The organism is Streptomyces sp. NPDC002054, from assembly GCF_040296685.1.
Classification (GTDB): Bacteria; Actinomycetota; Actinomycetes; order Streptomycetales; family Streptomycetaceae; genus Streptomyces.
This window is the reverse complement of sequence record NZ_JBEOXT010000003.1, coordinates 231259-256532: the sequence shown is the minus strand read 5'-3', so window position 1 is coordinate 256532 and position 25274 is coordinate 231259. Positions and strand designations below refer to the sequence as shown.

The following is a 25274-nucleotide window of genomic DNA, read 5'->3' as shown; positions in this document are numbered from 1 at the left end:
TTTCACATGTCACACTTCTGACTCATGGATGCCTTTCTCGCTCTCTCGGCCCGCACGGCCCGGTTCTCCTACGGCGCCCCCCGCGCCTTCGCCTTCGGCGACGGCGGACGCCTGCTGTACTTCCTCCGCTCCTCGGGCCCCACCGACCCCTTCGACAGCCTCCACGTCCTCGACACCGCGACCGGCACCGAGACCCTGCTCGCCGACCCGCGCGTGCTCTCCCCCGAGCCCGGCGAACTCCCCGTCGCCGAACGCCGGCTCCGGGAGCGGACCCGCCTGGTGGCGGCGGGCATCGGCTCCTACGCCCTCTCCGGCAACGGCCGGCACGCCGTGTTCGCCCTCTACGGCCGCCTCCACCAGGTCGCCTTCGACGGCGCCGGGGCCCGGGAGATACCGGCCGCCGGACCCGCCCTGGACCCCCGCCCCAACGCGGACGGCAGCAAGATCGCCTATGTCGCCGACGACGCCCTGTACGTCTCCCCCGGCGGCCGGATCAGCCCGGACGACGGCGCCCGCTGGGGCCTCGCCGAGTTCGCCGCCGCCGAGGAGCTGGACCGCTCCCGCGGCCACTGGTGGTCCCCCGACGGGGTCACCCTGCTGGCCGCCCGGGTGGATGAAACCGGGCTGCAGCGCCGATACTTCGCCGACCCCGCGCACCCCGACCGGCCGGCCGAGGACTTCGCCTACCCCGAGGCTGGCGGCCCCAACGCCGACGTCCAGCTGTGGGTGCTCGGCCCGGACGGCCGGCGGGTCCGGCTGGACTGGGACGCCGAGACCTACCCGTATGTCTCCGACGCGGGCTGGGAGGGCGAGGGGGAGATCCTGCTGACCGTCCAGGACCGGCTCCAGCAGAACGTACTGCTGCTCTCCGCCGATCCGGCCACCGGCGCCACCCGCGAACTCTCCCGCACCAGCCACCCCCGGTTCGTGGACACCATGCTCCCCGGCACCCCCGCCCGGCTCGCCGACGGGCGGATGGTCACCGCGGCCGAGACCTCCGGTGGCGCCGCCTGCTCCCTCGCCCTGGACGGGGTCCTGCTCACCGGCGACGAGGTCCAGGTGCGCGCGCTGGCCGGCGAGCACCAAGGGGGTCTGCTGATCGAGGCCGGACTGCGGGACCCGGCCGAACAGCAGGTGCTGCTGCTCGACCCGGACACCGGCAAGCTCACCCCCGTCGCCGACGGGCCCGGGGTGCACAGCGCCATGGCCTCCGCCGGCGCCCTGCTGCTGACCTCGGCCGGCCCGGACGGCATCCGGCGGACCGTCACCACCGCCGACGGGCGCAGCTTCACCCCGGCCGACCTGTCCGAGCCGCTGCCCTACCGGGTGACCCCGGTCCTGGCCCGGGTCACCGAACACGCCCTGCCCACCGCGCTGGTACTGCCCCGCAACCATGTGCCCGGCCACCGGCTGCCGGTCCTGCTCCAGGTGTACGGCGGGCCCGGCTTCCAGGACGTGAGCCTGGAGCCGCGCCGCTGGCAGCACCGCCAGTGGTGGGCCGACCAGGGCTTCGCCGTGGTCACCGTCGACAACCGCGGCACCCCGTACGTCTCCCCCGCCTTCACCCACGCCATGTACCGGAACTTCTCCGAGGTCACCCTCGAGGACCAGGTGGCGGCCCTGCGCGCGCTCGGCGAACAGCACCCGGACCTCGATCTGGACCGGGTCGGCGTGAAGGGCTGGTCCTACGGCGGCTACCTGGCCGCGGCGGCCGTGCTGCGCCGCCCCGACGTATTCCACGCGGCCGTGGCCGGGGCCCCGCCCACCGACTTCCGGCACTACGACACCGCGTACACCGAGCGCTACCTGGGCCTGCCCCAGGAAAACCCGGAGGTGTACGAACGGGAGTCGCTCATCGGGGACGCACCCGCCCTGACCCGGCCGCTGCTGCTGATCCACGGCCTCGCCGACGACAACGTGCACCCCTCACACACCCTGCGCCTCTCCCAGGCCCTGACCGACGCGAGCCGCCCGCACCAGGTCCTGGCCCTGCCGGGCGTCACCCACATGACCCCGAACGGCACGTACGAGAAGCTCGCCGCTCAGGAACTCGCCTTCCTGAAGGCGGCCTTGCACTAGCCGAAGGGCGGTGCCCCGCCCGCCCGTCGTCACCCGTTCCCGTAGTCCTCCACATAGGTGGCGATCAGCTGGAGCAGGGCATCGGCTCGGTTCCGGTCCTCGCGCTGGGCGCGCAGGGCCTCGTCGGCGGCCCGCAGGCGAGCCAGGGCCGCCGGCTCAGCGTCGACCAGGTCGTCGACCACCGGCGTGGTGACCAGGTCCAGGCACTCGGTGAGCAGGCGGCGGGTGGCGGGGGAGGCCGGGTTGGGGTCAGGGTCGGCGTAGGCAGTGGTCAGATACTGCGCAGGGTCTGTGAGGCTCCAGCCGACGACGGCACCGCGCTGGACGAGGAGCGCCACGTCGGGGGCAATGCCGATACAGGCCTCCAGCGGTTCGTCCAGGACGTCGAGGTCACGCAGGCAGACGAGCATGGCGTCCCCCGGAGAGCGACACAGCACCGTGCACATCTCATGCCGGAAGTCCCGGACTTCATCGGCGCGAAGCCCCCCCAGGCGTACCTCGGGGCCGGCGGGAAGACGAGCGGATGTCTCGTGATACGCGGACATGTAGGGCATCTGGAATTCAACCCCGACCAGCTTCCCGCTGTCTTGATCGAACCGAAGAATGTCAGGGGTGTCCCACAGCCAATGCTCACTGCCAAAGGTACCCAAGAGGAGCCGATCACGTTCCGTCGCGTCTGCATAGCGCATGACGCTCACAGAGTCGCCTGCGAAGCGGGGAGTGAGGTGCAGCGGCTCCTCCGTCACCGTTGCGCCCCAGCCACCGTCGAACGACAAATGTGTGGTCATTCTTGCCTCATCAAAGGTCAGCTGTGTCAGAACCCTGCACCAAGCACAGCAAACAGCCCCGGCCGAGGCGGTGTCGGCCGGGGCTGCTCAACCTCGCCGGCTACTCGACCTGGTCGGCCCAGAGGGAGCGGACGTGGCCGAGGTGGCGGCGCATGCACGCCTCGGCGGCGGGGGCGTCGCCCGACAGCATCAGGTCCAGCAGTTCCAGGTGCTCCTCGGCCGAGGACACCAGCAGGCCGGCCCGGTCCAGGCTGGTCAGGCCGTACAGCCGGGAGCGTTTGCGCAGATCGCCGACCGTCTCCACCAGCCGCTCGTTGCCCGCCAGGCCCAGCAGGGTCAGGTGGAACCGCCGGTCGGCCTCCAGGTATCCGATGAGGTCGTGCTCGCGGGCGCTGGCGACGATCTCCTCGGCGATGGGCCGGAGTTCCTCCAGCTGCTCCTTGGGCGCGATCTGGGTGACGATGCCGATGGTCGGCACCTCGATCAGGGTGCGCAGTTCGGTGTACTGGTCCAGGTCGCGCTCGCTCATCTCGGTGACCCGGAAGCCCTTGTTGCGGACCGGCTCGACCAGTCCCTCCCGGGCCAGGTCGAGCATGGCTTCGCGGACCGGGGTGGCCGACACGCCGAGGTCCGCGGCCAGCGTGGGCGCCGAGTAGACCCGGCCGGGCTCCAGCTGTCCCGCTATCAGCGCCGCTCGGAGGGCATGGCCTACCTGATCGCGGAGCCGCTCCTGGGCCTTGATGAGACTGTGCTGCTTCAGGTCACCCATCGCATTCCTCCGAGATATCGCAGAGGAACAGCGTACAATGTCACGTTTCGCTGTCCGCCCCGGTGGCGCGGTACAAGGCCACCGCCACGGCCAGATCTTCCCAGGCCATGCCCACACTCTTGAAGAGCTGTGGACAGCTCGCCGCTCCGGGACCGGGGTGTCTTCCGTTCACCAGGTCCGCGAGGGTCCCGGTGATGTGGCCCGGCCCGATGGCCCCTTCCGCCTCCGGCACGAGCAGGTCCCCGGCCTCGCGCAGGGCCGCCGCGCGCGACTCCACCCACACCGCGGCGCGGCGCACCAGGGCGGTGTCGGTCTCGCGGGCCTCCGGCTCGTGCGAGCCGACCGCGACCACGGTGGCCCCGTCGGCCACCAGCCGCCCGTCGAAGAGGGGTTCGCGGGCCGTCGTACAGCAGACCACCAGATCGGCGCCGGCCACATCGGCCGCGGTTCCCGTACGGGCGAGGGGGACCCCGCGGGCCGCGGCGTACTCGGCGAGCCGGCCGGCCCCCGCGGGGTTGCGGGCCACCACCACGGCCTCGGCCAGGTCCCGCTCCGCGAGCAGGGCGTCGAGATGGCCGTACGCCTGCGGTCCGGAGCCGAACAGCACCAGCCGCAGCGGCCGGCCGGCGGGGGCCAGATGCCGTACGGCCAGCGCGGACACCGCGGGGGTGCGCAAGGCGGTCAGGGCCGCGCCGTCCAGCAGGGCGACGGGCTCCAGGGTGGGCCCGTCCAGCAGCAGGTAGGCGCCGGTGATCCGGGGCAGTCCGCGGGCCGGGTTGGCCGGCGCCACCCCGGCGATCTTCACCCCGGCCCAGGACCCGGCGGCGGCGGGCATCAGCAGCAGCTCACCGGCGGGGACGTGGATCTGGCTGCGCTGCGGGCAGGTCTCGGGGTCGAGGCCCGCCCGCAGCTCCGCGGCCAGGGCATCGGCCGCGGCCACCGGGCCGAGGAGCCCCCCGATCTCCTCGGCCCCGATCCTGACGAGGTCCTTCACAACGGTCCCCTTCACAGCAGGTCCTTCACAGCAGGAATCCGGTGCCGAGGGTGTCCCGGGAGTCCAGCAGGAAGCGGTGCTCGCCGGTCCGGTAGGCGGTGCCGGTGACCTCGGTGACGCCGTCCGCGAGGAGCCGGCCGGTGAAAACCGTGCCGGTCACGGACTCGTGGAGCAGGTCCTCGCCCGCGCCGAGCCGGCCGTCCTCGCCGAGCAGCGCCAGCCGGGCGGAGGTGCCGGATCCGCAGGGCGAGCGGTCGATCTGGCCGTCGGCAAAGACCGTGACGTTGCGCTGGTGCGGGCCGAAGGGGGTGTCGGGCAGTTCCTCGTAGAGGACCACTCCGTAGACCCCGGACAGCAGGGGGCCGTCCGGGTGCCAGGTGGCGGGGTGGGTGGCGAGTGCGGCCCGGATCTCCTGCCCGGCGCGGACCAGGGCGGGCAGCTCGGCGCGGGTGACGCCGAGGCCGAACTCGCGGGCGGGGACGGCCGCGTAGCAGGCGCCGGCGTGGGCGATGTCCACCTCGGCGACGCCGAGGGTGGTGGCCACCGGCACCTTGCGGGCCGTGACCCGGGCGGGGACGTTGCGGAAGGTGATGCCGGTGGTGCGGCCGGCGTCCCGGTGGACGGTTGCGGTGACGCGTCCGGACGGTACGTCGATCCGCACCTCGGCGTCCCCGTACGCCGGGGCGGCGACCAGCCCGCTGTCCACCGCCCAGGCGCCGAGCGCCATCGTGCCGTGCCCGCAGGCCGTGGAGTAGCCGTCCTTGTGCCAGAACAGCACGCCGAGGTGGGCGCCGTTGTCGTCGGGCGGGACGAGGAACCCGCCGTACATGCCGGCGTGCCCGCGCGGTTCCTGCACCAGCAGGCGCCGTACGTCGTCCAGGGCGCTGCGCCGGGGGGCGGTGCCGGAGCCGCCGGGGCCGAGGGCGGTGGTGCAGCGCTCGGCGACGGTGTCGCCGGGGACGGGCGGCAGGCCGTCGGTGACGATCCGGAAGGGCTCGCCGGCGGTGTGGTAGTCGGTGGTGCGGACGGTGTGCACCGTGAAGGCGGCGTCGGCGCCCGCCTCGTGGTTGGGGTCAGGGCTCACAGCAGGAACCCTCCGGGGAAGGGGTCGGTGGGGTCGAGGAAGTACTGGGCGGTGCCGGTGATCCAGGCCCGTCCGGTGACGGTCGGCACGACCGCGGGCCGCCCGCCGACCTCCGTCTCCTCGACCAGCCGGCCGGTGAACTCGGTGCCGATGAAGGACTCGTTGACGAAGTCCGTGTGCAGCGGCAGCAGGCCGCGGGCGTGCAGCTGGGCCATCCGCGCGCTGGTGCCGGTCCCGCACGGGGAGCGGTCGAACCAGCCGGGGTGGATGGCCATGGCGTGCCGGGAGCGGACGGCGTCGGAGCCGGGGGCGGCCAGGTAGACGTGTTTGACGCCGGCGATGTCCGGGTTCTCGGGGTGCACGGGCCGGTCCGGGCCGGCGTTGATCGCGTCCATGACGGCGAGTCCGGCGGTGAGCAGGTCCTCCTTGCGGGCCCGGTCGAAGGGCAGGCCGAGGTCGTCGAGTTCGACGAAGGCGTAGAAGTTGCCGCCATAGGCGAGGTCGTAGCCGACCGTGCCGAAGCCGGGGACCTCGGCCTTGAGGCCGAGGCCCACGCTGAAGGCGGGGACATTGGTGAGCGTGACGGCCTTCGCCGCGCCGTCCTCGACGTGGACGTCCACGCTCACCAGTCCGGCGGGGGTGTCGAGGCGGACCGTGGTGACCGGTTCGACCACCGGCACCATGCCCGTCTCGACGAGGACGGTGGCGACCCCGATGGTCCCGTGCCCGCACATCGGCAGCAGCCCGGACACCTCGATGTAGAGCACGCCGAAGTCGGCGTCGGGCCGGGTGGGCGGCTGCAGGATGGCGCCGCTCATCGCCGCGTGCCCGCGCGGCTCGTACATGAGCAGGGTGCGGACGTGGTCCAGGTGCTCGATGAAGTGGAGCCGCTTCTCGGCCATGGTGGCGCCGGGGATCACCCCGACTCCCCCGGTGACGACCCGGGTCGGCATGCCCTCGGTGTGCGAATCCACCGCGTGGTAGATGTGACGGGTGCGCATGGAGGTACCCCTGAGTTCTAGTGGTGGCCCTCGGCGAGGGCCTTCTCGGTTGCGGCGCGGACGGCGGCCTCGACCTCCCCGGTGAGCGGGAAGCGCGGCGGGCGGGCGGCCCCGCCCGGCCGGCCGGCCAGGTCCATGGACAGCTTGATGGCCTGGACGAACTCGGTCTTGGAGTCCCAGCGCAGCAAACCGTGCAGGGCCTTGTAGAGCGGGAGGGCGGTGTCGAGGTCGCCGGCGACGGCGGCCCGGTACAGGGTGGCGCAGGAGGCGGGCAGGGCGTTGGGGTAGCCGGCGATCCAGCCGACCGCACCGGCCAGGGCGAGCTCCAGCAGGACGTCGTCGGCGCCGATCAGCAGGTCGAGGCCGGGGGCGAGCTCGGCGATCTCGTAGGCGCGGCGGACGTCCCCGCTGAACTCCTTGACGGCGACGATGCTGCCGTCGGTGTGCAGCCGGGCGAGCAGGGCCGGGGTGAGGTCGACCTTGGTGTCGATGGGGTTGTTGTACGCGACCACGGGCAGCCCGGCTCCGGCGACCTCGGCGTAGTGGGCGCGCACCGCCTGCTCGTCGGCGCGGTAGGCGTTCGGCGGGAGCAGCAGCACGGAACCGGCTCCGGCCTCGGCGGCCTGCACGGCCCAGCGGCGGGCTTCGGCACTGCCGTAGGCGGCGACGCCGGGCATGACGCGGGAGCCGTCGCCGGCCGCCTCGACGGCGGTACGGACCACCCGGGCGCGCTCTTCGTCGGTGAGGGTCTGGTACTCGCCGAGGGAGCCGTTGGGGACCACGCCGTCGCAGCCGTTGGCGATCAGCCAGGCCACGTGCTCGGCGTAGGCGTCGTAGTCGACGGTGAGGTCGGGGCGCATCGGCAGGGTGGTGGCGACCATGATGCCGTGCCAGGGGCGCCGGCGGTCCGGAAGCGGGGCGGGGGCGGGCGCAAGGCTCATGAGGGACTCCCTTGTGTGGTGTGTGACATTTTATTGGTTGCCATGTGGCGGCCACAACCCCTGGAACGGGGTCGGATCAGCTGCCGTCCGGGGGAAGTTCGGCCAGGTGGCGGAGGGGGACCGGGCAGGACAGCGGGCGGCGGTCGGGGCCGGGGTCGGTACCGGCCAGGGCGGCCACGGCCGGGCCGCACATTCGGCCCTGGCACCAGCCCATGCCGGCCCGGGTGAGCAGTTTGACGGTACGGGCGTCCCGGGCGCCGAGCTCCTCGACGGCCTCCCGGATCCGCCCGGCGGGCACCTCTTCGCAGCGGCAGACGTCGGTGTCCCCGGTCAGCCAGCCGGTCCAGCCGGACCCGGGCCGGTGCGCGGCGCCCATGGCCTCGGCGAAGGCACGCAGCCGGGCGCGGCGGCGGTGCAGGGCCGCTGCCGCGGGCCGGCCGGCCACCGAGTGGGCGGCCAGTTCGCCCTCGACGAGGGCGAGCTGGGCGCCTCCGATGCCGCCCGTCTCCCCCGCCGACCAGATGCCGGGCACCGACGTGCGCTGTTCGGCGTCCAGGACCAGGGCGGGGGTGCCGTCGGCGGCAAGCCGGGTGACACAGCCGAGCCCGGTGGCCAGCTCCAGCTGCGGGACCAGGCCGTGGCCCACGGCGAGGGCGTCGCAGGGGATGCGGCGCCCGGTGCCGGGCACGGGCCGCCAGTCGGCGTCCAGCCGGGCCACCGTGACGGCCTCGACCCGGTCGGTGCCATGCGCCTCGACGACGGCGTGCCGACGGAGCAGCCGCACCCCGTGGCGCAGCAACGCCCCGCCGAAGACCGCGCCTTCGGCGAGCTTGCCGGGGTTGCGCAGCAGGGCGGGCAGCCGGTCGGCGTAACCGAGATAGGACCCGGCCTCGACCACGGCCGGCACCCGGGCGCCGGCGGCGGCGAGGGATCCGGCGACGGCGAGCAGCAGCGGCCCACTGCCGGCCACCACCACCCGCTTCCCGGGCAGCACGAGCCCGGCCTTGAGCATGGCCTGGGCACCACCCGCGCCGACCACCCCGGGCAGCGTCCAGCCGGGGAAGGGCAGTTGCCGCTCGTACGCACCGGTGGCGAGCAGCACGGCACCGGCGGTAACGGCGGCGGCCCGCTCCTCGGGCCCGACAACGGCATGCAGCCGCCATGCCACCCCGGGCTCGCCGCCGTCGGTACGGTCCGGGCCCGGGCCGGCCGCGGGCCCGGGCCCGGCCGCCACGGACCCGGAACGGGCCAAGCCGCCGCCCGCGGGCCCCGCGGGTCCGGACCCCACGGACCCGGAACGGGCCAAGCCGCCGCCCGCGGGCCCCGCGGGTCCGGACCCCACGGACCCGGAACGGTCCGGGCCGCCGCCGGAGGCGGGCCGCTCCGGGCCGGCATCAGGCCGGTCGGCCGTTCCCGCCCCACCGGGCGCCGGGGCCGGGTCCGCCCGGACCACGGTCCAGACGTGGTGGCCCGGCAGGTACGTCACCCGGCCCGCGGCCTCGTGCGCGCGCAGCCTGGCCGCGCGGGTCGCGAAGGCGGACCAGCCGTGGTGCAGGGCTTCCGGGCGGGCCGCGCCGAGGGCGGGTGCCGGGTGGCGGTAGTACTGGCCGCCCGGGCGGTCCCCCGCGTCGAGCAGTACGACCCGCAGCCCTAGGTCGGCCGCGGTGACGGCGGCGGCGAGCCCGGCCGGCCCGGCCCCGACAACCGCGAGGTCGGCCACCGGCCCGGGGCCGCCCGGCACGGCCGTCGGGCCGGCTGCGGGCCCGGCCGGGGAGCCGGAGGGGTCAGACGGCGAGGTCGGCATGGCCGGTTCCCTCCTGGGTGGTGACGGTGTCCCCGGCCCGGGCCGGGACCAGGCAGGCCCGCTGGTTGGGCCGCCCGTTGACGGTGATCAGGCAGTCGTAGCAGCTGCCGATCCCGCAGAACGCCCCCCGCGGCGCGCCCCCTTCACGGGTGGTGCGCCAGGCCAGAATGCCGGCTCCCCACAGGGCCGCGGCGATGGTCTGCCCGGCCTCGGCCGGGACGGCGCGGCCGTCGAACTCGATGGTGTACGCCGCTTCGGGCGCCCCGCCCACCAGGCGGCGCGGGTTCGCGTTCATCGGGCGGTCTCCTTCGGGAAGCGGTCCGGGCGGAATGGAGCCGGGTCCATGGCCGGTTCCGCACCGGTCAGGGCGGCGGCGATCAGCAGGCCGGTGCCCGGGGCCAGGCCGATCCCGGCGCCCTCGTGGCCGCAGGCATGCAGCAGGCCCGGGACCCGCGGGTCGGGGCCGATCGCCGGAAGGTGGTCCGGCAGGTAGGGCCGGAAGCCGTGGTAGGTGCGCAGCACCCGGACGTCCGCGAGGACCGGGAACAGGGCGGCGGCCTGCGCGGCCAGCCGGCGCAGGGCTTCCACCGACAGGCTGCGGTCGAAGCCGACCCGTTCGCGGGTGGCGCCGATCAGGACCGGGCCGGCCGGAGTGCCCTCGACCACGGCCGAGGACTGGAGTGCGGCGGAGCCGCTGGCCACGTCGGCGATGTAGTCGGCGGCGTAGACCTTGTGCCGGACCACCCTCGGCAGGGGTTCGGTCACCAGGACGAAGCCGCGGCGCGGCAGCACGGGCAGCTCGGTGCCGGCGAGGGCGGCGACCGCGCCGCCCCAGGTGCCGGCCGCGTTCACCACGGCGGGGGCGAGCAGTTCGCGCCGCGGGGTGCGGAGGCCCCGGACGGACCCGTCAGGCGCGCGGAGGATCTCGGTGACCTCCTCGCCCAGGTACCGCGCGGCGCCCGAGGCCGCGAGCAGCCGGGCCGCCGCCTGGGCGGGCTGCACCTGGGCGTCCTGCGGGTAGTGGAACCCGCCGGCCAGGCCCGGTGCGAGGTGGGGTTCGAGGTCGTGGAGGGAGCCGGCGGCGATCTCCAGTGCCGTCACGCCGGCCGCCCGCTGGCCCTCGGCGAAGGACCGCAGGGCCTTCAGGGTGGTCTCGTCGGGCGCCACGACGAGACCACCCTTGGGCTCGTACTCGGTCTCCGGCGGTAGGACGGAGGCCAGTTCGCGCCAGAGTTTCGTGGACAGCAGCGCGAGATCGAGCTCGGGGCCCGCCTCCTTGTCGGAGACGAGCAGATTCCCCTCCCCGGCGCCGGTCGTGCCGCCCGCGACGGGACCGCGGTCGACCACGGCGACGGAGAGGCCGGCGCGGCCCGCGTAGTACGCGCAGGCGGCTCCGACCACTCCGGCGCCGATGATCACGACGTCGGGGGAGGCGGCGGTGTCCTGGTGGAGTCTCTTGGGCACACCAGTAATATGTCACATGGCCTGGCCGATTCCTAGAGGACTCCACGTCAGCACAGAGCGCCGCCCTCAGCCGCGGAGCGGGCCCTCACAGCTGTAGGAGGAGGTGCCGGCCACCTTGTTCGTCCAGATCTCCACCGGGCCGAAGGAGCAGTTCATGTCGGCCAGGTTGTTCGAGGCCGCGCCGGCCCGGTCCAGGATGAAGTAGTCCACCGTCTCGGACATGTCCTTGAAGTTCTGGTCGTCACTGCGCCAGTTCTTCAGGTTCGCGGTGATCCGGCCGGTACAGGTGAACCGGCGCTTGCCCGGCTCCCCGTTCTCCACACAGTCCGGGGTGCTGTACGTGGCCGTGACGAAGGAGGACTTCACCGTGTCCAGCGCCGCGTCGCGGAGCTGCGCGTTGGGCGTGAAGGTGGTGTCCGGCACGAACAGCTGGTCGACCTTGGCGATCTGCGCGTCGAGGAAGCGGTCGTAGTCGCGCTGAAGGTAGGTGTCCGCGCCCAGCCGGTGGCGCCACGCGTCGTACTGCGCGACGTCGTTGTTGCGCAGGTGGGTGTACATCTCGCGGAGCAGCGAGGGCTTCTCGGCCCACAGGAACTCGAAGAACGTGCCCGCGTAACTGTAGAAGCGGAATCCGTCGCCCTCGTAGGTGGCGTTGAGGATCTGCTCGACGTTCATCCGCGGGCCGCCGCCGGAGGTGTCGGCGATGATGCTCTTCACCAGGGACTTGCGGACGGCGATGCCGTTGTCGCGGGTGGCGCCGTCGAAGAACTCGGCGGTGCCCTCGTCCATGGCGGTCGTCCGGTCGCCCTCGTACCAGGGGCCCTCGCCGAAGAAGCCCGGGACCGCGTACCGCCCGTTGAGGTAGTGCGTGTACTCGTGGCGGAACAGCTCCTCCAGGGTGAGGGAGGAGTCCTGCGGGACGCGCCGCTCGTAGGTGTAGAAGGTGGCGCCGCGCTCGATGTAGATGCCGCCGTTGTTGGTGTCCATCCCGGTCAGGATGGGGTGGTAGTTCTCGTAGTCCGCGCGCGAGGCGTAGAGCACGATGTTCAGCGAGGTGTTGGGGTCGCCGGCCAGCGGCTGCTCGGTGCCCAGCACGCGGTGGTACTGCGCCTTGACCTGCTTGCTCGCGTAGTACAGCTTGTCGACGGTGGCCTGCGGGAGACCGGTGCGGACCTTGATGGCGCCGTTGTCGTACGTGTAGGTGTACGGGAAGATCTCGCGCTCGATGTCCTCCTTGCACACCCCGTACGGCTTGCAGGCCTCGTAGAAGTTGAGCCAGGAGACCAGGGCGGCCCACTGCTGGCTGCCGCCGCCCCAGTCGCTCTTCACCTGGCCGAGCAGCCCGCCGAGGTCGGCGGCCACCGGCTCCTTGAGGCCCTGGATCTGGCCGAAGCGGCCGTACTCGCTGAGCCCGTCCCGCACCACCCAGGCGTTGGAGGTGCCCTTGAGGTGGGTGTATCCGGCGAGGGCCTTGAAGGCCGCCCGGTACGAGGCGTCGCCGGCCGCCGCGGTGTGGAAAGCGGTGTCCTGGTTGCCCGGGTACACGCCCAGGTAGTTGACGGAGAGCGCGGCCAGCGCGGCTCCGGCCCAGGCCGTGTCGTGGTGGGTGGCCGGGTGGTCCGGGCCCATGGTGGCCAGCACCTTCTTGATCAGGCCGAGCTGGTGCTGCCGCAGCCCGGGGCCGGAGGCGGCGTACAGGGCCTCGCGCAGGGTGCGGGCGTTGGACGGGGTGACGTCGAAGGTGCGGGCGGCGCTGCCGAAGTCGGCGACGGCCTTCCGCATGGCCTCGACGGTCGGCGCGTCGGTGACGTCGATCTCCCCGCGGGAGAAGTCGTGGTACACGACCGCGTGCAGGTAGGTGAACATCTCCTCCAGATGGGAGGAGTTACTGCCGTCGTGCGAGGCGGCCAGGCTGGATATCCGGCGGGAGACGGCCTGGACGTGGGCGTCGGACATCAGGGGCGCGAGACGGGCGTCCCAGGTCCAGATGATGTTCCTCAGACAGCCGTCGGCGGTCACCGCCGGGTCGGCGAGGAAGTCGGCGAACTGCTCGGGGCCGAGGTTCGCGACTCCCTCGAGCGTGCAGGGGACGCCGGCGGCGCGGGCAGCGGGGGCCGCCTGCTGCGCCCGCATCCGGGCCTTCTCGGACCGGGTGTCCTCGGCCGGGCCGGGGATCTTGCCCTCGGCCTTGGTGCCGCCGGGGGCGGGCGCCGGGGCCGGGGTCACCTCGGGAGCCGTGGCCAGGCGCTGGACCTCGTCGAACGGGTTCTCGCCGTGGGCCGGCGCGGCCTGGGCACCGGCGAAGGTGGCGGGCACCGGGGCGGCCTGTTCCGCGGCCTGGGTCACGCTCTGCCCGGCGGAGGCGACGAGGGTGACCGCCACGGCGGTGGCGAGGAGGGAGGAGCGCACAACTCTGCTCATGGACACCGAGAACTCCTGGTGGGGGTGGGAGGTGGGGGATGTAGTGCCTGAACTGCCTTGCGTTGCACGGCATTTGACGGCCGTTAACGCTCCGCGGTGTGAGCTGTAACATAGTAATGTGAAATTGCACTGACAAGACCTGTGCGCCCACCAGTTCGCATCACCTTGGGGAGCCCCCGTGTCCGACGCCTCCGCGCGCCTCAATATCGGCAGCCACGATCTGCCTGTATCAGCCGAGTTGTCCCGCTTCATGAGCGAAGGGTGGGCCGCCTCCCCCCTCCCGGACTCGGCCCGCGCCGCCGCCCACGCCGTCACCCCGGCGCGACGGGCCCGGCTCTCCGCCCGCTTCCCCGGCGAGCGGCTGATCATCCCGGCCGGCGAGCTCAGGGTCCGGTCCAACGACTGCGACTACCGGTTCCGCCCGCACAGCGCCTACGCCTGGCTCACCGGCCTCACCGGAGAGGACCAGGCCGGCCACGTCCTGGTGATGGAGCCCGCCGGCCCGCACGGCCACGAGGCCGTCCTCCACCTGCGGCCCCGCTCCTCCCGGGCGGACGGCAGTGAAGAGTTCTTCCGGGACCGCCGCTACGGCGAGTTCTGGGTCGGCCGCCGCCCCGACCTCGCCGAGGCCGAACGCCTCACCGGCATCCGCTGCGCGGACCTGGAAACACTCGCCCCGACCGGCCGGAACGCCGCCACCGACACCGAACTCGCCACCGTGCTCTCCGAGTTGCGGCTGGTCAAGGACGCCTGGGAGGTGGCACAGCTGCAACTGGCCGTGGACCACACCACCGCCGGGTTCGAGGACGTCGTACGGGCCCTGCCGCGCGCCCTCGCACACCCGCGCGGCGAGCGCTGGATCGAGGGGGTGTTCGGCCTGCGCGCCCGCGCCGAGGGCAACGGCACCGGGTACGAGACCATCGCGGCCTCCGGCGCCCACGCCTGCGTACTGCACTGGATCCGCAACGACGGCCGGCTGGACCGGGACGAACTGCTCCTGCTGGACGCCGGGGTGGAGACGGACACCCTCTACACCGCCGACATCACCCGCACCCTGCCACTCTCCGGGCGCTTCTCCCCCGTCCAGCGCCAGGTGTACGAACTGGTGCTGGCCGCCCAGGAGGCGGGCATGGCGGCACTGCGGCCGGGGGCCAGCTTCCGGGACTTCCACCAGGCCGGCATGCGGGTGATCGCCGAGGGCCTGGCCGAGTGGGGCGTACTGAAGGACGCCGAGGGCGATCTGCACCGGCGCTACACCCTGTGCAGCAGCGGGCACATGCTCGGCCTGGACGTCCACGACTGCGCCAAGGCGCGCGCCGAGACCTACCTGGACGGGGTGCTGGAGGAGGGCCAGGTGCTCACGGTCGAGCCCGGGCTCTACCTCCAGCCCGACGACCTCACGCTCCCGGCCGAACTGCGCGGCATCGGTGTCCGCATCGAGGACGACCTGGTCATCACGGCCCAGGGCGCCCGACTGATGTCGGGCGCCCTGCCTCGCACAGTGGCGGGAATCGAGGAGTGGATGGGGAACCTGCTGGAGGGCTGACCGCCCTCCGCGGTAACTGGCCGGACCGGTGGCCCGGCGGACTGGTGGGGACTAAGTGACTAGTGGTGGCTAGTGGTGGCCGTGGCCGCCATAGCCGCCGCCCCAGTCATCGTCGTCGTCATAGCCGCCGTGGCCGCCATAACCGCCCCAGTCGTCATCGTTGTCGCCGCCGTGACCGCCGCGACCCCAGTCCTTCCAGTGGCCGTTGCCACCGTAGCCGTCGTCGTCCCAGTCGTCGTCGTGGCCGTCGCCGTTCCAGTACGCGTTATAACCGCCGTACCCGGTCCGGTCGTTGTACCAGCCACCATGGTCGCCGTCACCACAGCCATCGCCGCCGTAGCCTCGGTAGCCGTCGCCGCAGCCATCGCCGGTCTGAACCAACGGGAGGGTCTGCGGGGCAGTGGCGGCGGAAGCGCCGCTCATGGGCATGAGGCCAAGGGTGACCCCGGCGGCCCCTGCCAGGATTGCCGCACCGATCCTAGGGCGCATGTTCATGCACCTCCGAACATAGTTGACGGATGTGTGCCTAGGGGGCATTTCCACCGTCCCCCCGTCCCCGCCCACTGTCAAAAGCAGTCGAACATTCAGTCGAGTACGGCGATTCCGTCGAGCTCCACCAATGCCTGTTCGTCCCACAGCCGGACCACACCGATCACCGCCATGGCCGGATAGTCCCGGCCCGCCAACCGCCGCCAGATCCGCCCCAGTTCGGCCGCGTGCGCGCGGTAGTCGGCGACGTCGACGGCGTACACGGTGACCCGGGCGAGCCGGTCCGGCGTGCCGCCCGCCGCCGCCAGGGCGCCGAGCAGATTGGCCAGTGCACGCTCGAACTGCTCGGGCAGGGTCGACCCCACCACCGCGCCCGCCCCGTCCAGCGCGGTCTGCCCGGCCAGCAGCACCAGACGCGAGCCGGCCGCCGCCACCACGGCGTGCGAAAAACCGGCCGGCGGGGACAGTTCGGCCGGATTGACGCGTTCCAGGCTCACCGGGCCACCCCCGCCACCCCGGCCGCGCCCGCCGCGTCGCGGTACAGCTCCCGGGCGATGACCGTGCGCTGCACCTCGCTCGCCCCCTCGTAGATGCGCGGCGCCCGCACCTCCCTGTACAGGTGCTCGAGCAGATGGCCGCGCTGCAGGGCGTGCGCCCCGTGCAGCTGGACCGCGTGGTCCACCACGTACTGCGCGGTCTCGGTGGCCAGCAGCTTCGCCATCGCCGCCCGCCGCGGCACCTCCGGCGAGCCGCGGTCGTACGCTCCGGCCGCCGCGTACACCAGCAGCCGGGCCGCCTCGGTGCGGGTGGCCATCTCGGCGATCCGGTGGGCCACCGCCTGGAGGTCGCCCAGCACCCCGCCGAAGGCCTCCCGCCGGGCGGTGTGCGCCAGGGCCGCGTCCAGGGCCGCCCGGGCCATGCCGACGGCGAAGGCGCCCACGCTCGGCCGGAACAGGTTGAGGGTGTTCATGGCCACCGCAAAGCCGCGGCCGGGCTCCCCCAGCAGGTCCTCGGGGCCGACCGGCACCCGGTCGAAGGCCAGCGAGCCGATCGGATGCGGCGAGAGCATGTCCAGCGGCTCGCCGGTCAGCCCGGGGCGGTCGGCCGGCACCAGGAAGGCGGTGACCCCGCGGGCGCCCGCCGCCTCCCCCGTCCGGGCGAACACGGTGTAGAAATCGGCCTCCGGCGCATTGGAGATCCACCGCTTCTCGCCGGACAGCCGCCAGCCCCCGCCGTCCGGCTCCGCCCGCAGGGCCAGCGCCGCCGCATCGGACCCGGCACCCGGCTCGCTCAGCGCGAACGCGGCCACCGCCGTGCCCTGCCGTACGGCCGGCAGCCAGCGCTCCTGCTGGGCAGCGTTGCCGGCGGTCAGCACCGGGTGTGCGCCCAAGCCCTGCAGGGCCAGTGCGGTCTCCGCCTCGGTGCACCCGTAGGCCAGCGACTCGCGCAGCAGGCACAGCTCCAGCGCCCCGGAGCCGAAGAGCCGCTCCAGCAGGCCCAGTTCCCCCAGGGCGGCCAGCAGCGGCCGGTTGACGCGGCCGGGCTCACCCTTCTCGGCGAGGGGCCGCAGCCGGTCGACCGCCAGGGCGCGCAGCCGCCCGGCCCATTCCTCTTGTTCGGTCTCAAGCGCGAATACGGGCATCCGGTCCCCTGTTTTATCGCGTTCAGTTGACTGTCGTAACCAACACGATACGCTCGTTCCGCGACCGCACGGCCGGCTCCACCCCACATTCCGGACCGTTGCAAGGGGGCGATCCCGCCTTGGAGCTCATGCCTTCCGCCCACACCGACACTTTCGCGCGCGACCACCTGCCACCCGCCCACGCATGGCCGGAACTGCTCTTCCAGTTGCCCGGACTGGCCTATCCGGACCGGCTGAACTGCGGCTCCGAGCTGCTGGACGGCACGGTCGCGCGGTTCGGCACCGACCGCCCGGCCTTCCGTACCGCCGACGGGGAGGTGTGGAACTACGGCGAACTCCGGGAGCGGGTGGACCGCATCGCCCATGTACTCACCGCCGACCTGGGGGTGGTACCCGGCAACCGGGTGCTGCTGCGCGGGCCGACCGGCCCCTGGCTGGCCGCCTGCTGGCTGGCGGTGATGAAGGCGGGCGCGGTGGCCGTCACCGTGCTGGACCGACAGCGCGCCCAGGAACTCGCCACGGTCTGCGCGATGGCCCGGGTCAAACACGCCCTCTGCCACGCCTCCGCCCTGGACGACCTGGAGCGGGCCGGGGTGCCGGACCTGCGGATCACCCCGTACGGCGGGGACGGCCCCGAGGACCTGCTGCGGCTGGCCGACAAACACCGCAGCCGCCCCTTCCCGGCCGTGGACACCTCCGCCGACGATGTGGCGCTGATCGCCTTCACCTCCGGGACCACCGGGCGCCCCAAGGGCTGCATGCACTTCCACCGGGACGTGCTGGCCGTCGCCGACACCTTCTCCCGCGAGGTGCTGCGCCCCCGCCCCGACGACGTGTTCGCGGGCAGTCCGCCGCTCGGCTTCACCTTCGGCCTGGGCGGACTGGTGGTCTTCCCGCTGCGGGCCGGGGCCTCGGCGCTGCTGCTGGAGCAGGCCGGCCCCAAGCAGCTGCTGCCGGCCCTGGCCGAGCACCGGGTGACCGTCCTGTTCACCGCCCCCACCGCCTACCGGGCCATGCTCGGGGAGCTCGACGGGCACGACCTGTCCGCCCTGCGCCGCTGTGTCTCGGCGGGCGAGAACCTGCCCGCCGCGACCTGGGAGGCCTGGTACGGCCGGACCGGTCTGCGGATCATCAACGGCATCGGCGCCACCGAGCTGCTGCACATCTTCATCTCCGCCGCCGACGAGGACATCCGCCCCGGCACCACCGGCCGGGCGGTGCCGGGCTGGCAGGCCCGGGTGGTGGACCGGGAGGGCCGGCCGGTGGCGGACAACCAGCCGGGGCTGCTGGCGGTGCGCGGTCCGGTGGGCTGCCGGTATCTGGCCGACCCCCGGCAGGGCGAATACGTCCGGGACGGCTGGAACCTCACGGGTGACACCTACATCCGCGACCCCGACGGCTACTTCACCTATGTCGCCCGCGCCGACGACATGATCGTCTCGTCCGGGTACAACATCGCCGGACCGGAGGTCGAGGAGGCGCTGCTGCGTCACCCGGACGTGGTGGAGGCGGCCGTGGTGGGCCGCCCGGATCCGGACCGGGGCCAGATCGTGGTGGCGTACACGGTGACCCGGGAGGGGGCGGGCGTCTCGGAGGACATCCTGCGGGCCTTCATGAAGGCCGAACTCGCCCCGCACAAGTGCCCGCGGTCCTTCGTCTTCCTGCCCGCCCTGCCCCGGACCGCCACCGGCAAACTGCAACGGTTCCGGCTGCGCGATCTAGAGTGAACCCGTGGCCGAGCAGCACACCCCGCGTTCCCTGATCGTCACCTTCTACGGCGCCTACGGAAGGTCCGCCGAGGGGCCCGTCCCCGTGTCCGCGCTGATCCGCCTGCTGGGCGCGGCCGGGGTGGACGCCCCCTCGGTCCGCTCCTCGGTGTCCCGGCTCAAGCGGCGCGGATTCCTGCTGCCCGCCCGGGCGGCGGACGGCTCGGCCGGGTACGCCCTGTCGGACGAGGCCCGCGAGCTGCTGGAGGACGGGGACCGGCGGATCTACGCGCAGCCGCCGGACGGCGGGCAGGAGCCGGCCTGGCTGCTGGCCACCTTCTCGGTGCCGGAGCAGGAACGGCACAAGCGCCACCTGCTGCGCTCCCGGCTGGCCCGGCTCGGCTTCGGGACGGTCGCTCCGGGTGTCTGGATCGCCCCGGCCCATCTGGAGGGCGAGACCCGGCACACCCTGGACCGGCTCCAGCTCACCTCGTACGTGGAACTGTTCCGCGGCGGCCATCTCGGTTTCGCCCCGACGGCGGAGGCGGTGGCCCGCTGGTGGGACCTGACCGCGCTGGCCAAGCAGCACGAGGAGTTCCTGGACCTGCACGAACCGGTGCTCCGGGCCCTCCAGTCGGGCCCGGCACCGGAACCGGAGGCCGCCTACCGCGACTATCTCCTGGCCCTGGACAGCTGGCGGCGGCTGCCGTACGCGGACCCCGGCCTGCCCCGCACCCTGCTGCCGTCGGGCTGGCCGGGCGACCGCTCGGCGGCGGTGTTCCGGGAGCTGCACACCCGGCTGCGGGACACCGGGGCGAAGTTCACGGAGCTCTGAGCTCTGAAAAACCTGCGTGCGGCGGGACGGGCGGGTCCGCAACCATGGACTATGACCTGGACCTTTACACGTGACCTGACCGCGTACCTGACCACCGCCGGGCCCGCCGTGGCCGCGCAGCCCGTGGTCAACACCCTGCTGCTGACCGTGGCGGACGCCCTGGAGCGGCGCGGCCCCGGCACCTTCGGCGACGGCAGTCCCCGCTTCGGCTGGTGGACCGGCCCCGACGGGTCGGTGGCGGGCGGGCTGGTCTGCACCCCGCCGTACCCGCTGGTGCTGGGCGCGCTGCCGGAGCAGGCGGTACGGGAGCTGGGCGCGGCCCTGGACTCCGAGCCGCTGCTGGCCGGGCTGAGCGGCTTCAACGCGCGGCGGGCGGACGCCGAGCTGCTGGCCGCGGCCTGGGGGCGGCCGGCGAAGGTCGAGGAGGAGCTCCGGCTGCACCGGCTGGAGGAGCTGCTGCCGCCGGATCCGGCACCGGCGGGCCGCGCCCGCCCGGCGGTGGAGGCCGATCTGCCGCTGCTGCTGGACTGGCTGACCGCCTACACCACCGAACTCGGGGAGCCGGCCCCTCCCACCGAGGCCGCCCTGCGCGACCGGATGGGCTACCAGGGCATCCGGCTGTGGGAGGACGCCGGTGTGCCCGTGTCGCTGGCCTCCTTCTCCCCCGTGCTGGGCGGCGCCGCCCGGGTGGGCCCGGTGTACACCCCGCCCGAGCTCCGGGGCCGCGGGTACGCCGCCGGGGTGACCCATGCGGCCACCGTGGCGGCCCAGGCCCTGGGGGCCGCGGAGGTGCTGCTCTTCACCGACCTCGCCAACCCCACCAGCAACGGCATCTACGGGCGGCTGGGGTACCGGCCGGTGGAGGACCGGGTCATCCTCGCGTCGGCCGGCTGAGCTTCACCGGCTTCACCCCTTGCCCGTCGGGGGCTTGCGGCTGCCGGCCCGGTAGGGGGCCGGCCAGGGGGCGCCGGGGCCCTGATAGTCCTGGTCGGCCGCCGCGTGCAGGGTCCAGTGCGGGTCGTACAGGTGGGGGCGGGCCAGTGCGCAGAGGTCGGCGCGGCCCGCCAGCAGCAGGGAGTTGACGTCGTCCCAGGAGGAGATGGCCCCGACCGCGATCACCGGGACCCCGAGGGCGTTGCGGATCCGGTCGGCGTATGGGGTCTGGTACGAGCGGCCGTACTCGGGGGTTTCGTCCGCCACCACCTGGCCGGTGGAGACGTCGATCGCGTCGGCGCCGTGGGCGGCGAAGGCGGCGGCGATGGCCACCGCGTCCTCCTCGGTGGTGCCGCCGGGCGCCCAGTCGGTGGCCGAGATCCGGACCGTCATCGGCCGCTCCGGCGGCCAGACCGTGCGGACCGCGTCGAAGACCTCCAGCGGGAAGCGGAGGCGGTTCTCCAGGGTGCCGCCGTAGGTGTCGGTCCGCCGGTTGGTGAGGGGGGAGAGGAAGCCGGACAGCAGGTAGCCGTGGGCGCAGTGCAGTTCGAGGAGGTCGAAGCCGCAGCGGGCGGCCCGGACCGCGGCTGCGGTGAACTCCTCGCGGATGCCCGAGAGTTCCTCCGCCGTCAGGGCGCGGGGTGTCTGGTTGACTCCGGGCCGGTAGGGCAGTGGGGAGGCGGCTGCCACCGGCCAGTTGCCGGCCGGCAGGGGCTCGTCGATGCCCTCCCACATCAGCCGGGTGGAGCCCTTGCGACCGGAGTGGCCGAGCTGGACGCCGAGGGCGGTGCCGGGTGCGGAGGTGTGCACGAACTCCGCGATCCGCCTCCAGGCGGCGGCCTGCTCGTCCGTGTACAGGCCGGCGCAGCCGGGGGTGATCCGGCCCTCGGGCGAGACGCAGACCATCTCGGTCATCACCAGGCCCGCTCCGCCGAGGGCCCGCGCGCCGAGGTGGACCAGGTGCAGGTCCCCGGGCAGTCCGTCGCGGGCGGAGTAGAGGTCCATCGGGGAGACCACCACCCGGTTGCGCAGGGTCAGCCCGCGCAGCCGGTACGGGGTGAACATGGGCGGGGTGGCCTCGTCCGGGCAGCCGAAGTCGCGTTCGACGGTGCGGGTGAAGCGGGCGTCGCGCAGCCGCAGGTTGTCGTGGGTGACCCGGCGGCTGCGGGTGAGCAGGTTGAAGGCGAACTGCCGGGCGGGCTGGCCGGTGTATCCGGCGAGGTTCTCGAACCAGCGCATGCTGGCGGCTGCGGCGCGCTGGGTGGAGGCCACCGCGGGGCGCCGGGTCTCCTCGTACGCGGCGAGGGCGGCGGGCACGTCGTCGGGTACGGCGGTCACCGCCTCGGCGAGGGCCAGGGCGTCCTCGACGGCGAGCTTGGTGCCCGAGCCGATGGAGAAGTGCGCGGTGTGGGCGGCATCGCCGAGCAGGGTGATGTTGCCGTGCGACCACCGCTCGTTGGTCACCGTACGGAAGGCGGTCCAGGCCGAGCGGTTGCCGGTGAGCCCGCGACCGCGCAGCGCCTCGCTGAAGATCTTGGCGCAGCGGGCGGCCGATTCGGTCTCGTCGCAGAGGTCGAATCCGGCGGCCCGCCACACTTCCTCGCGCATCTCGACGATGACGGTGGAGGCGCCGGAATCGTTCTGCGGCCCGGAGGGCCTCGTTGAGGGGTGGTGGTCGGGCGACGGGCGGGCATAGGGGTAGGCGTGCAGTTGCATGACGCCGTGTTCGGTCTCGGCGATCTCGAAGCGGAAGGCTTCGAAGGCGAAGTCGGCGGACAGCCAGATGTAGCGGCAGCGGCCGGGGGTGAGGGTGGGGCGGAAGTGTTCGGCCCCGGCGGTGCGGAGGGCGCTGTGCACCCCATCCGCGGCCACCACCAGGTCGTACGAGGAGCTGAGTACTGCTGCCTCCGGTGCCTCGGCGCGGAACCGGAGGGTGACGCCGAGGCCGGTGCAGCGCTCGTGCAGGATCTCCAGCAGCCGGCGCCGGCCGAGTGCCGCGAAGCCGTGGCCGCCGGAGGTGAGGAGCCGGCCGCGGTGCACGATGTCGACGTCGTCCCAGCGGACGAACTCGGCGCACAGCGCCCGGTACACCTCCGGGTCGGCGCTTTCGATGCCGCCGAGGGTCTCGTCGGAGAGGACGACGCCGAAACCGAAGGTGTCGTCAGGAGCGTTGCGTTCCCATACGTCCACCCGGTGGCCCTGGCGGGCCAGCAGGGCTGCCGCGTAGAGGCCGCCGGGCCCGCCGCCGGCTACCGCGACCCGCAGAGCGCCGCGCATGGCGCTACCGTCCCCGCCAGTCGGGCGGCCGTTTCCCGGTGAAGGCCGCATGGAACTCGGCGTAGTCCTCACCGTTCATCAGCAGGGCCTGGGTGGCGGCGTCCAGTTCCACCGAGGCGGCGAGCGGCATGTCGAGCTCGGCGGTGAGCAGGGCCTTGGTCTGGGCGTAGGCGAGGGCCGGTCCGGCGGCCAGCCGGGCGGCGAGTTCGGCGGCGCGGGTGGCGGCCTTGCCCTCCTCGGTGACCTCGCTGAGCAGCCCGATCCGCTCGGCCTCGGCGGCGTGGACGGGCTCGCCGAGCATCAGCAGCCGGGTGGCGTGGCCGAGTCCCACCACGCGGGGCAGCAGGTAGGCGGCGCCCATGTCGCCGCCGGAGAGGCCGACCCGGGTGAAGAGGAAGGCGAACCGGGCGGTGGGGTCGGCGATGCGGAAGTCGGCGGCGAGGGCGAGGACCGCCCCGGCGCCGGCCGCCACCCCGTGCACGGCGGCGATGACGGGAAAAGGGCATTCGCGGACGGCCCGGACCACCTGGCCGGTCATCCGGTTGAAGTCGAGGAGTTGGGCGGTGTCCATGGCGAGGGTGGCGCCGATGATCTCGTCCACGTCTCCGCCGGAGCAGAAGCCGCGGCCTTCGCCGCCGAGGACGAGGGCCCGGACGGAGCGTTCGCGGGAGAGTTCGGCGAGCAGATCGCGCAGGTCGGCGTAGGCGCCGAAGGTGAGCGCGTTCAGCTTTTCTGGACGGTCGAGGGTGACGGTGGCCACGCCGTCCTGCCGGGTGACCCGGAGGTGGCGCCACCGTTCGGTGCCGGCTGCAGAACCAGTGAAGGGGCTCACGTCTCCGACGGTAACACTGTTTGGTGACTGCCGTCACAGAAGCGCGACACGGGAGCACGCAAGGACAGCCACGCGCGGACTGCATCGTTGAAAGTAGGATTTCTCCACGGCTTCTTCACGAGCCGGCCCCCGACGACGGAACAACGGAACGGACGGTCCCGCCTTGCCCGACGCCTCCTGGCGGATCGCCCTGCCGCACACCACCGCGGCCGTGCCGATGGCCCGCGCCCTGGTGCGTACCGCGCTCGCCGACGTCGAGGCGCCGGCCGACCGCGGCACTGCCGAGCTGCTGACCGCGGAGCTGGTCGCGAACGCGGTGGAGCACGCCGGCGGGCCCGTCGAGCTGGTGGTGGAGCTGCTGCCGAACGGGTGTCAGGTCGAGGTGCACGACGGCGATCCGCGCCCGCCCGGCGATCTGGCGGCGCAGCCGGGCGATGCCTGCCCCGACCCCTGGCAGGAGCACGGCCGCGGGCTGCTGCTGATCCGCGCGCTCAGCTCCGCCTGCGGCCACCGGCCGACCGCGCGGGGCAAGGCGGTGTGGTTCACCCTGCCCGCGCGGCCCGGCGTATGACTATGCGCGGGTGCGGTCGAGGGTGGCGACCAGCACGGCCTTGATGGTGTGCAGCCGGTTCTCGGCCTCGTCGAAGACCACCGAGTGCGCCGACTCGAACACCTCGTCGGTGACCTCCAGGGAGTCCAGCCCGTGCCGGTCGTAGATCTCCCGCCCGACCTTGGTGTCCAGGTCGTGGAAGGCCGGCAGGCAGTGCAGGAACTTCACCCCGGGATTTCCGGTGGCGCGCAGCACGTCCATGGTGACGGCATAGCCGGCCAGCGCCCGGATCCGCTCGTCCCAGACCTCCTTGGGCTCCCCCATGGACACCCACACGTCGGTGGCGACGAAGTCGGCCTGCGCGACCCCCTCCGCCACGTTCTCGGTGAGGGTGATCCGGGCCCCGGAGGACTCGGCGACGGCCCGGGCCCGGGCCACCACCTGCCCGGCGGGCCAGTAGGCCTTCGGCGCGACGATCCGTACGTCCATGCCGAGCAGCGCCCCGGTCACCAGGTAGGAGTTGCCCATGTTGAACCGGGCGTCGCCGAGGTAGGCGAAGGAGATCCGCTCCAGCGGCTTGGCCGTGTGCTCGGCCATGGTGAGCACGTCGGCCAGCATCTGGGTGGGGTGCCAGTCGTCGGTCAGCCCGTTGTAGACCGGCACGCCCGCGGACGCGGCGAGGGCCTCTACGGCCTCCTGGCTGTCGCCCCGGTACTGGATGGCGTCGAACATCCGGCCGAGCACCCGGGCGGTGTCCCGGACCGACTCCTTGTGCCCGATCTGGGAACCGGAGGGGTCCAGATAGGTGGTGTGGGCGCCCTGGTCGGCGGCGGCCACCTCGAACGCGCAGCGGGTGCGGGTCGAGGTCTTCTCGAAGATCAGCGCGATATTGCGGCCCTGGAGCCGGCGCACCTCGGCACCCGCCCGCTTGGCCGCCTTGAGTTCCGCGGCCAGCTCGATCAGGCCGCGGAACTCGGCGGCGGTGAAGTCGAGCTCCTTGAGGAAACTGCGGCCGGCGAGGTCGATGGCCATGGGGGCGCTCCTGGATCACACGAACAGGGGATGCTGGAAGTCTATACGATCCACTGCATCGCTATTCAGTACTGGTGTGCAGTCTCA

General features: G+C 73.4%; 22 protein-coding genes. 6 read left to right on the top strand and 16 right to left on the bottom strand.

Features of this window, described 5'->3' with window-relative positions; all coding sequences use genetic code 11:
- Positions 1–24: 24 nt before the first annotated feature.
- Entirely contained in the window at positions 25–2079 is a 2055-nt protein-coding gene (locus ABT123_RS04285; RefSeq protein ID WP_351309581.1) for a S9 family peptidase, read from the top strand.
- Positions 2080–2108: 29 nt separating this feature from the next.
- Here the strand turns inward: ABT123_RS04285 and ABT123_RS04280 are convergent, their stop codons facing one another.
- From ABT123_RS04280 to ABT123_RS04235, 10 genes are all read right to left on the bottom strand, one after another.
- Positions 2109–2489, bottom strand: coding sequence for a hypothetical protein (locus ABT123_RS04280; protein ID WP_351309579.1), 381 nt, complete (start codon positions 2487–2489; stop codon positions 2109–2111).
- A 478-nt stretch (positions 2490–2967) separates the two neighbouring features.
- Positions 2968–3636: a GntR family transcriptional regulator gene (locus ABT123_RS04275; RefSeq protein WP_351309576.1), complete on the bottom strand. Its 669-nt coding sequence runs from the start codon at positions 3634–3636 to the stop codon at positions 2968–2970.
- Positions 3637–3676: 40 nt separating this feature from the next.
- The gene (locus ABT123_RS04270; protein WP_351309573.1) at positions 3677–4645 is read right to left on the bottom strand and encodes an ornithine cyclodeaminase family protein; all 969 of its coding nucleotides are present in this window, start codon (positions 4643–4645) and stop codon (positions 3677–3679) included.
- Positions 4646–4655: 10 nt separating this feature from the next.
- Positions 4656–5714, bottom strand: a complete 1059-nt coding sequence (locus ABT123_RS04265; RefSeq protein ID WP_351309570.1) for a proline racemase family protein — start codon at positions 5712–5714, stop codon at positions 4656–4658.
- A complete protein-coding gene (locus ABT123_RS04260; RefSeq protein ID WP_351309567.1) occupies positions 5711–6715 on the bottom strand; it encodes a proline racemase family protein in 1005 nt (334 codons plus the stop codon). The genes ABT123_RS04265 and ABT123_RS04260 overlap by 4 nt, the downstream gene beginning before the upstream one ends.
- Before the next feature lie 17 nt (positions 6716–6732).
- Positions 6733–7656, bottom strand: coding sequence for a dihydrodipicolinate synthase family protein (locus tag ABT123_RS04255; protein WP_351309564.1), 924 nt, complete (start codon positions 7654–7656; stop codon positions 6733–6735).
- Between the two features lie 76 nt (positions 7657–7732).
- Positions 7733–9460 carry an FAD/NAD(P)-dependent oxidoreductase gene (locus ABT123_RS04250; protein ID WP_351309561.1) on the bottom strand — a complete coding sequence of 576 codons (1728 nt, stop codon included), beginning with the start codon at positions 9458–9460 and terminating at the stop codon, positions 7733–7735.
- Positions 9441–9755 carry a (2Fe-2S)-binding protein gene (locus ABT123_RS04245; RefSeq protein WP_351309559.1) on the bottom strand — a complete coding sequence of 105 codons (315 nt, stop codon included), beginning with the start codon at positions 9753–9755 and terminating at the stop codon, positions 9441–9443. The genes ABT123_RS04250 and ABT123_RS04245 overlap by 20 nt, the downstream gene beginning before the upstream one ends.
- On the bottom strand, positions 9752–10924 hold the full coding sequence (locus ABT123_RS04240; protein ID WP_351309556.1) for an NAD(P)/FAD-dependent oxidoreductase: 1173 nt from the start codon (positions 10922–10924) through the stop codon (positions 9752–9754). The genes ABT123_RS04245 and ABT123_RS04240 overlap by 4 nt, the downstream gene beginning before the upstream one ends.
- 66 nt (positions 10925–10990) lie before the next feature.
- Entirely contained in the window at positions 10991–13345 is a 2355-nt protein-coding gene (locus ABT123_RS04235; RefSeq protein ID WP_351309553.1) for a collagenase, read from the bottom strand.
- Between the two features lie 178 nt (positions 13346–13523).
- Here ABT123_RS04235 and ABT123_RS04230 point away from each other — a divergent pair, with 178 nt between their 5' ends.
- Positions 13524–14891: an aminopeptidase P family protein gene (locus ABT123_RS04230; protein WP_351309550.1), complete on the top strand. Its 1368-nt coding sequence runs from the start codon at positions 13524–13526 to the stop codon at positions 14889–14891.
- Positions 14892–14960: 69 nt separating this feature from the next.
- Here ABT123_RS04230 and ABT123_RS04225 read toward each other — a convergent pair whose 3' ends face one another.
- From ABT123_RS04225 to ABT123_RS04215, 3 genes are all read right to left on the bottom strand, one after another.
- Positions 14961–15320 carry a hypothetical protein gene (locus ABT123_RS04225; RefSeq protein WP_351309547.1) on the bottom strand — a complete coding sequence of 120 codons (360 nt, stop codon included), beginning with the start codon at positions 15318–15320 and terminating at the stop codon, positions 14961–14963.
- A 155-nt stretch (positions 15321–15475) separates the two neighbouring features.
- Complete coding sequence (locus ABT123_RS04220) at positions 15476–15877, bottom strand: RidA family protein (protein WP_351309544.1); 402 nt, start codon at positions 15875–15877, stop codon at positions 15476–15478.
- A complete protein-coding gene (locus tag ABT123_RS04215; RefSeq protein ID WP_351309541.1) occupies positions 15874–17022 on the bottom strand; it encodes an acyl-CoA dehydrogenase family protein in 1149 nt (382 codons plus the stop codon). Before ABT123_RS04215 ends, ABT123_RS04220 begins: the two co-directional genes overlap by 4 nt.
- A 128-nt stretch (positions 17023–17150) precedes the next feature.
- Between ABT123_RS04215 and ABT123_RS04210 the strand changes: the two genes are divergently transcribed.
- The 3 genes from ABT123_RS04210 to ABT123_RS04200 are packed head-to-tail and all read left to right on the top strand — an operon-like array spanning position 17151 to position 20457.
- Positions 17151–18749 carry an AMP-binding protein gene (locus ABT123_RS04210; protein ID WP_351309749.1) on the top strand — a complete coding sequence of 533 codons (1599 nt, stop codon included), beginning with the start codon at positions 17151–17153 and terminating at the stop codon, positions 18747–18749.
- 4 nt (positions 18750–18753) lie between these two features.
- Positions 18754–19563: a PaaX family transcriptional regulator gene (locus tag ABT123_RS04205; protein WP_351309538.1), complete on the top strand. Its 810-nt coding sequence runs from the start codon at positions 18754–18756 to the stop codon at positions 19561–19563.
- 51 nt (positions 19564–19614) lie between these two features.
- Positions 19615–20457 (top strand): GNAT family N-acetyltransferase, encoded by an 843-nt coding sequence (locus ABT123_RS04200; RefSeq protein WP_351309535.1) that lies wholly within the window; start codon positions 19615–19617, stop codon positions 20455–20457.
- Between the two features lie 12 nt (positions 20458–20469).
- Here ABT123_RS04200 and ABT123_RS04195 read toward each other — a convergent pair whose 3' ends face one another.
- Together ABT123_RS04195 and ABT123_RS04190 are read right to left on the bottom strand one after the other, a co-directional pair.
- Positions 20470–22773 (bottom strand): bifunctional salicylyl-CoA 5-hydroxylase/oxidoreductase, encoded by a 2304-nt coding sequence (locus tag ABT123_RS04195; RefSeq protein WP_351309532.1) that lies wholly within the window; start codon positions 22771–22773, stop codon positions 20470–20472.
- A 4-nt stretch (positions 22774–22777) separates the two neighbouring features.
- Complete coding sequence (locus tag ABT123_RS04190; RefSeq protein WP_351309529.1) at positions 22778–23605, bottom strand: enoyl-CoA hydratase family protein; 828 nt, start codon at positions 23603–23605, stop codon at positions 22778–22780.
- Between the two features lie 163 nt (positions 23606–23768).
- On the opposite strand from ABT123_RS04190, the gene ABT123_RS04185 reads away from it, so the two are divergent.
- The gene (locus ABT123_RS04185) at positions 23769–24176 is read left to right on the top strand and encodes an ATP-binding protein (RefSeq protein WP_351309526.1); all 408 of its coding nucleotides are present in this window, start codon (positions 23769–23771) and stop codon (positions 24174–24176) included.
- Here ABT123_RS04185 and argF read toward each other — a convergent pair whose 3' ends face one another.
- The gene (argF, locus tag ABT123_RS04180) at positions 24177–25187 is read right to left on the bottom strand and encodes an ornithine carbamoyltransferase (RefSeq protein ID WP_351309523.1); all 1011 of its coding nucleotides are present in this window, start codon (positions 25185–25187) and stop codon (positions 24177–24179) included.
- Positions 25188–25274 lie beyond the last annotated feature (87 nt).

Bases quoted from the DNA above. Each gene is read 5' to 3' on its own strand.
- ABT123_RS04225 (WP_351309547.1), bottom strand. From the start codon at position 15,320: ATGCCCATGAGCGGCGCTTCCGCCGCCACTGCCCCGCAGACCCTCCCG.
- ABT123_RS04195 (WP_351309532.1), bottom strand. From the start codon at position 22,773: ATGCGCGGCGCTCTGCGGGTCGCGGTAGCCGGCGGCGGGCCCGGCGGC.
- ABT123_RS04280 (WP_351309579.1), bottom strand. From the start codon at position 2,489: ATGCTCGTCTGCCTGCGTGACCTCGACGTCCTGGACGAACCGCTGGAG.
- ABT123_RS04260 (WP_351309567.1), bottom strand. From the start codon at position 6,715: ATGCGCACCCGTCACATCTACCACGCGGTGGATTCGCACACCGAGGGC.
- ABT123_RS04250 (WP_351309561.1), bottom strand. From the start codon at position 9,460: ATGCCGACCTCGCCGTCTGACCCCTCCGGCTCCCCGGCCGGGCCCGCA.
- ABT123_RS04200 (WP_351309535.1), top strand. From the start codon at position 19,615: ATGACCTGGACCTTTACACGTGACCTGACCGCGTACCTGACCACCGCC.
- argF (WP_351309523.1), bottom strand. From the start codon at position 25,187: ATGGCCATCGACCTCGCCGGCCGCAGTTTCCTCAAGGAGCTCGACTTC.
- ABT123_RS04210 (WP_351309749.1), top strand. From the start codon at position 17,151: ATGCCTTCCGCCCACACCGACACTTTCGCGCGCGACCACCTGCCACCC.
- ABT123_RS04255 (WP_351309564.1), bottom strand. From the start codon at position 7,656: ATGAGCCTTGCGCCCGCCCCCGCCCCGCTTCCGGACCGCCGGCGCCCC.
- ABT123_RS04245 (WP_351309559.1), bottom strand. From the start codon at position 9,755: ATGAACGCGAACCCGCGCCGCCTGGTGGGCGGGGCGCCCGAAGCGGCG.
- ABT123_RS04275 (WP_351309576.1), bottom strand. From the start codon at position 3,636: ATGGGTGACCTGAAGCAGCACAGTCTCATCAAGGCCCAGGAGCGGCTC.
- ABT123_RS04285 (WP_351309581.1), top strand. From the start codon at position 25: ATGGATGCCTTTCTCGCTCTCTCGGCCCGCACGGCCCGGTTCTCCTAC.
- ABT123_RS04235 (WP_351309553.1), bottom strand. From the start codon at position 13,345: ATGAGCAGAGTTGTGCGCTCCTCCCTCCTCGCCACCGCCGTGGCGGTC.
- ABT123_RS04215 (WP_351309541.1), bottom strand. From the start codon at position 17,022: ATGCCCGTATTCGCGCTTGAGACCGAACAAGAGGAATGGGCCGGGCGG.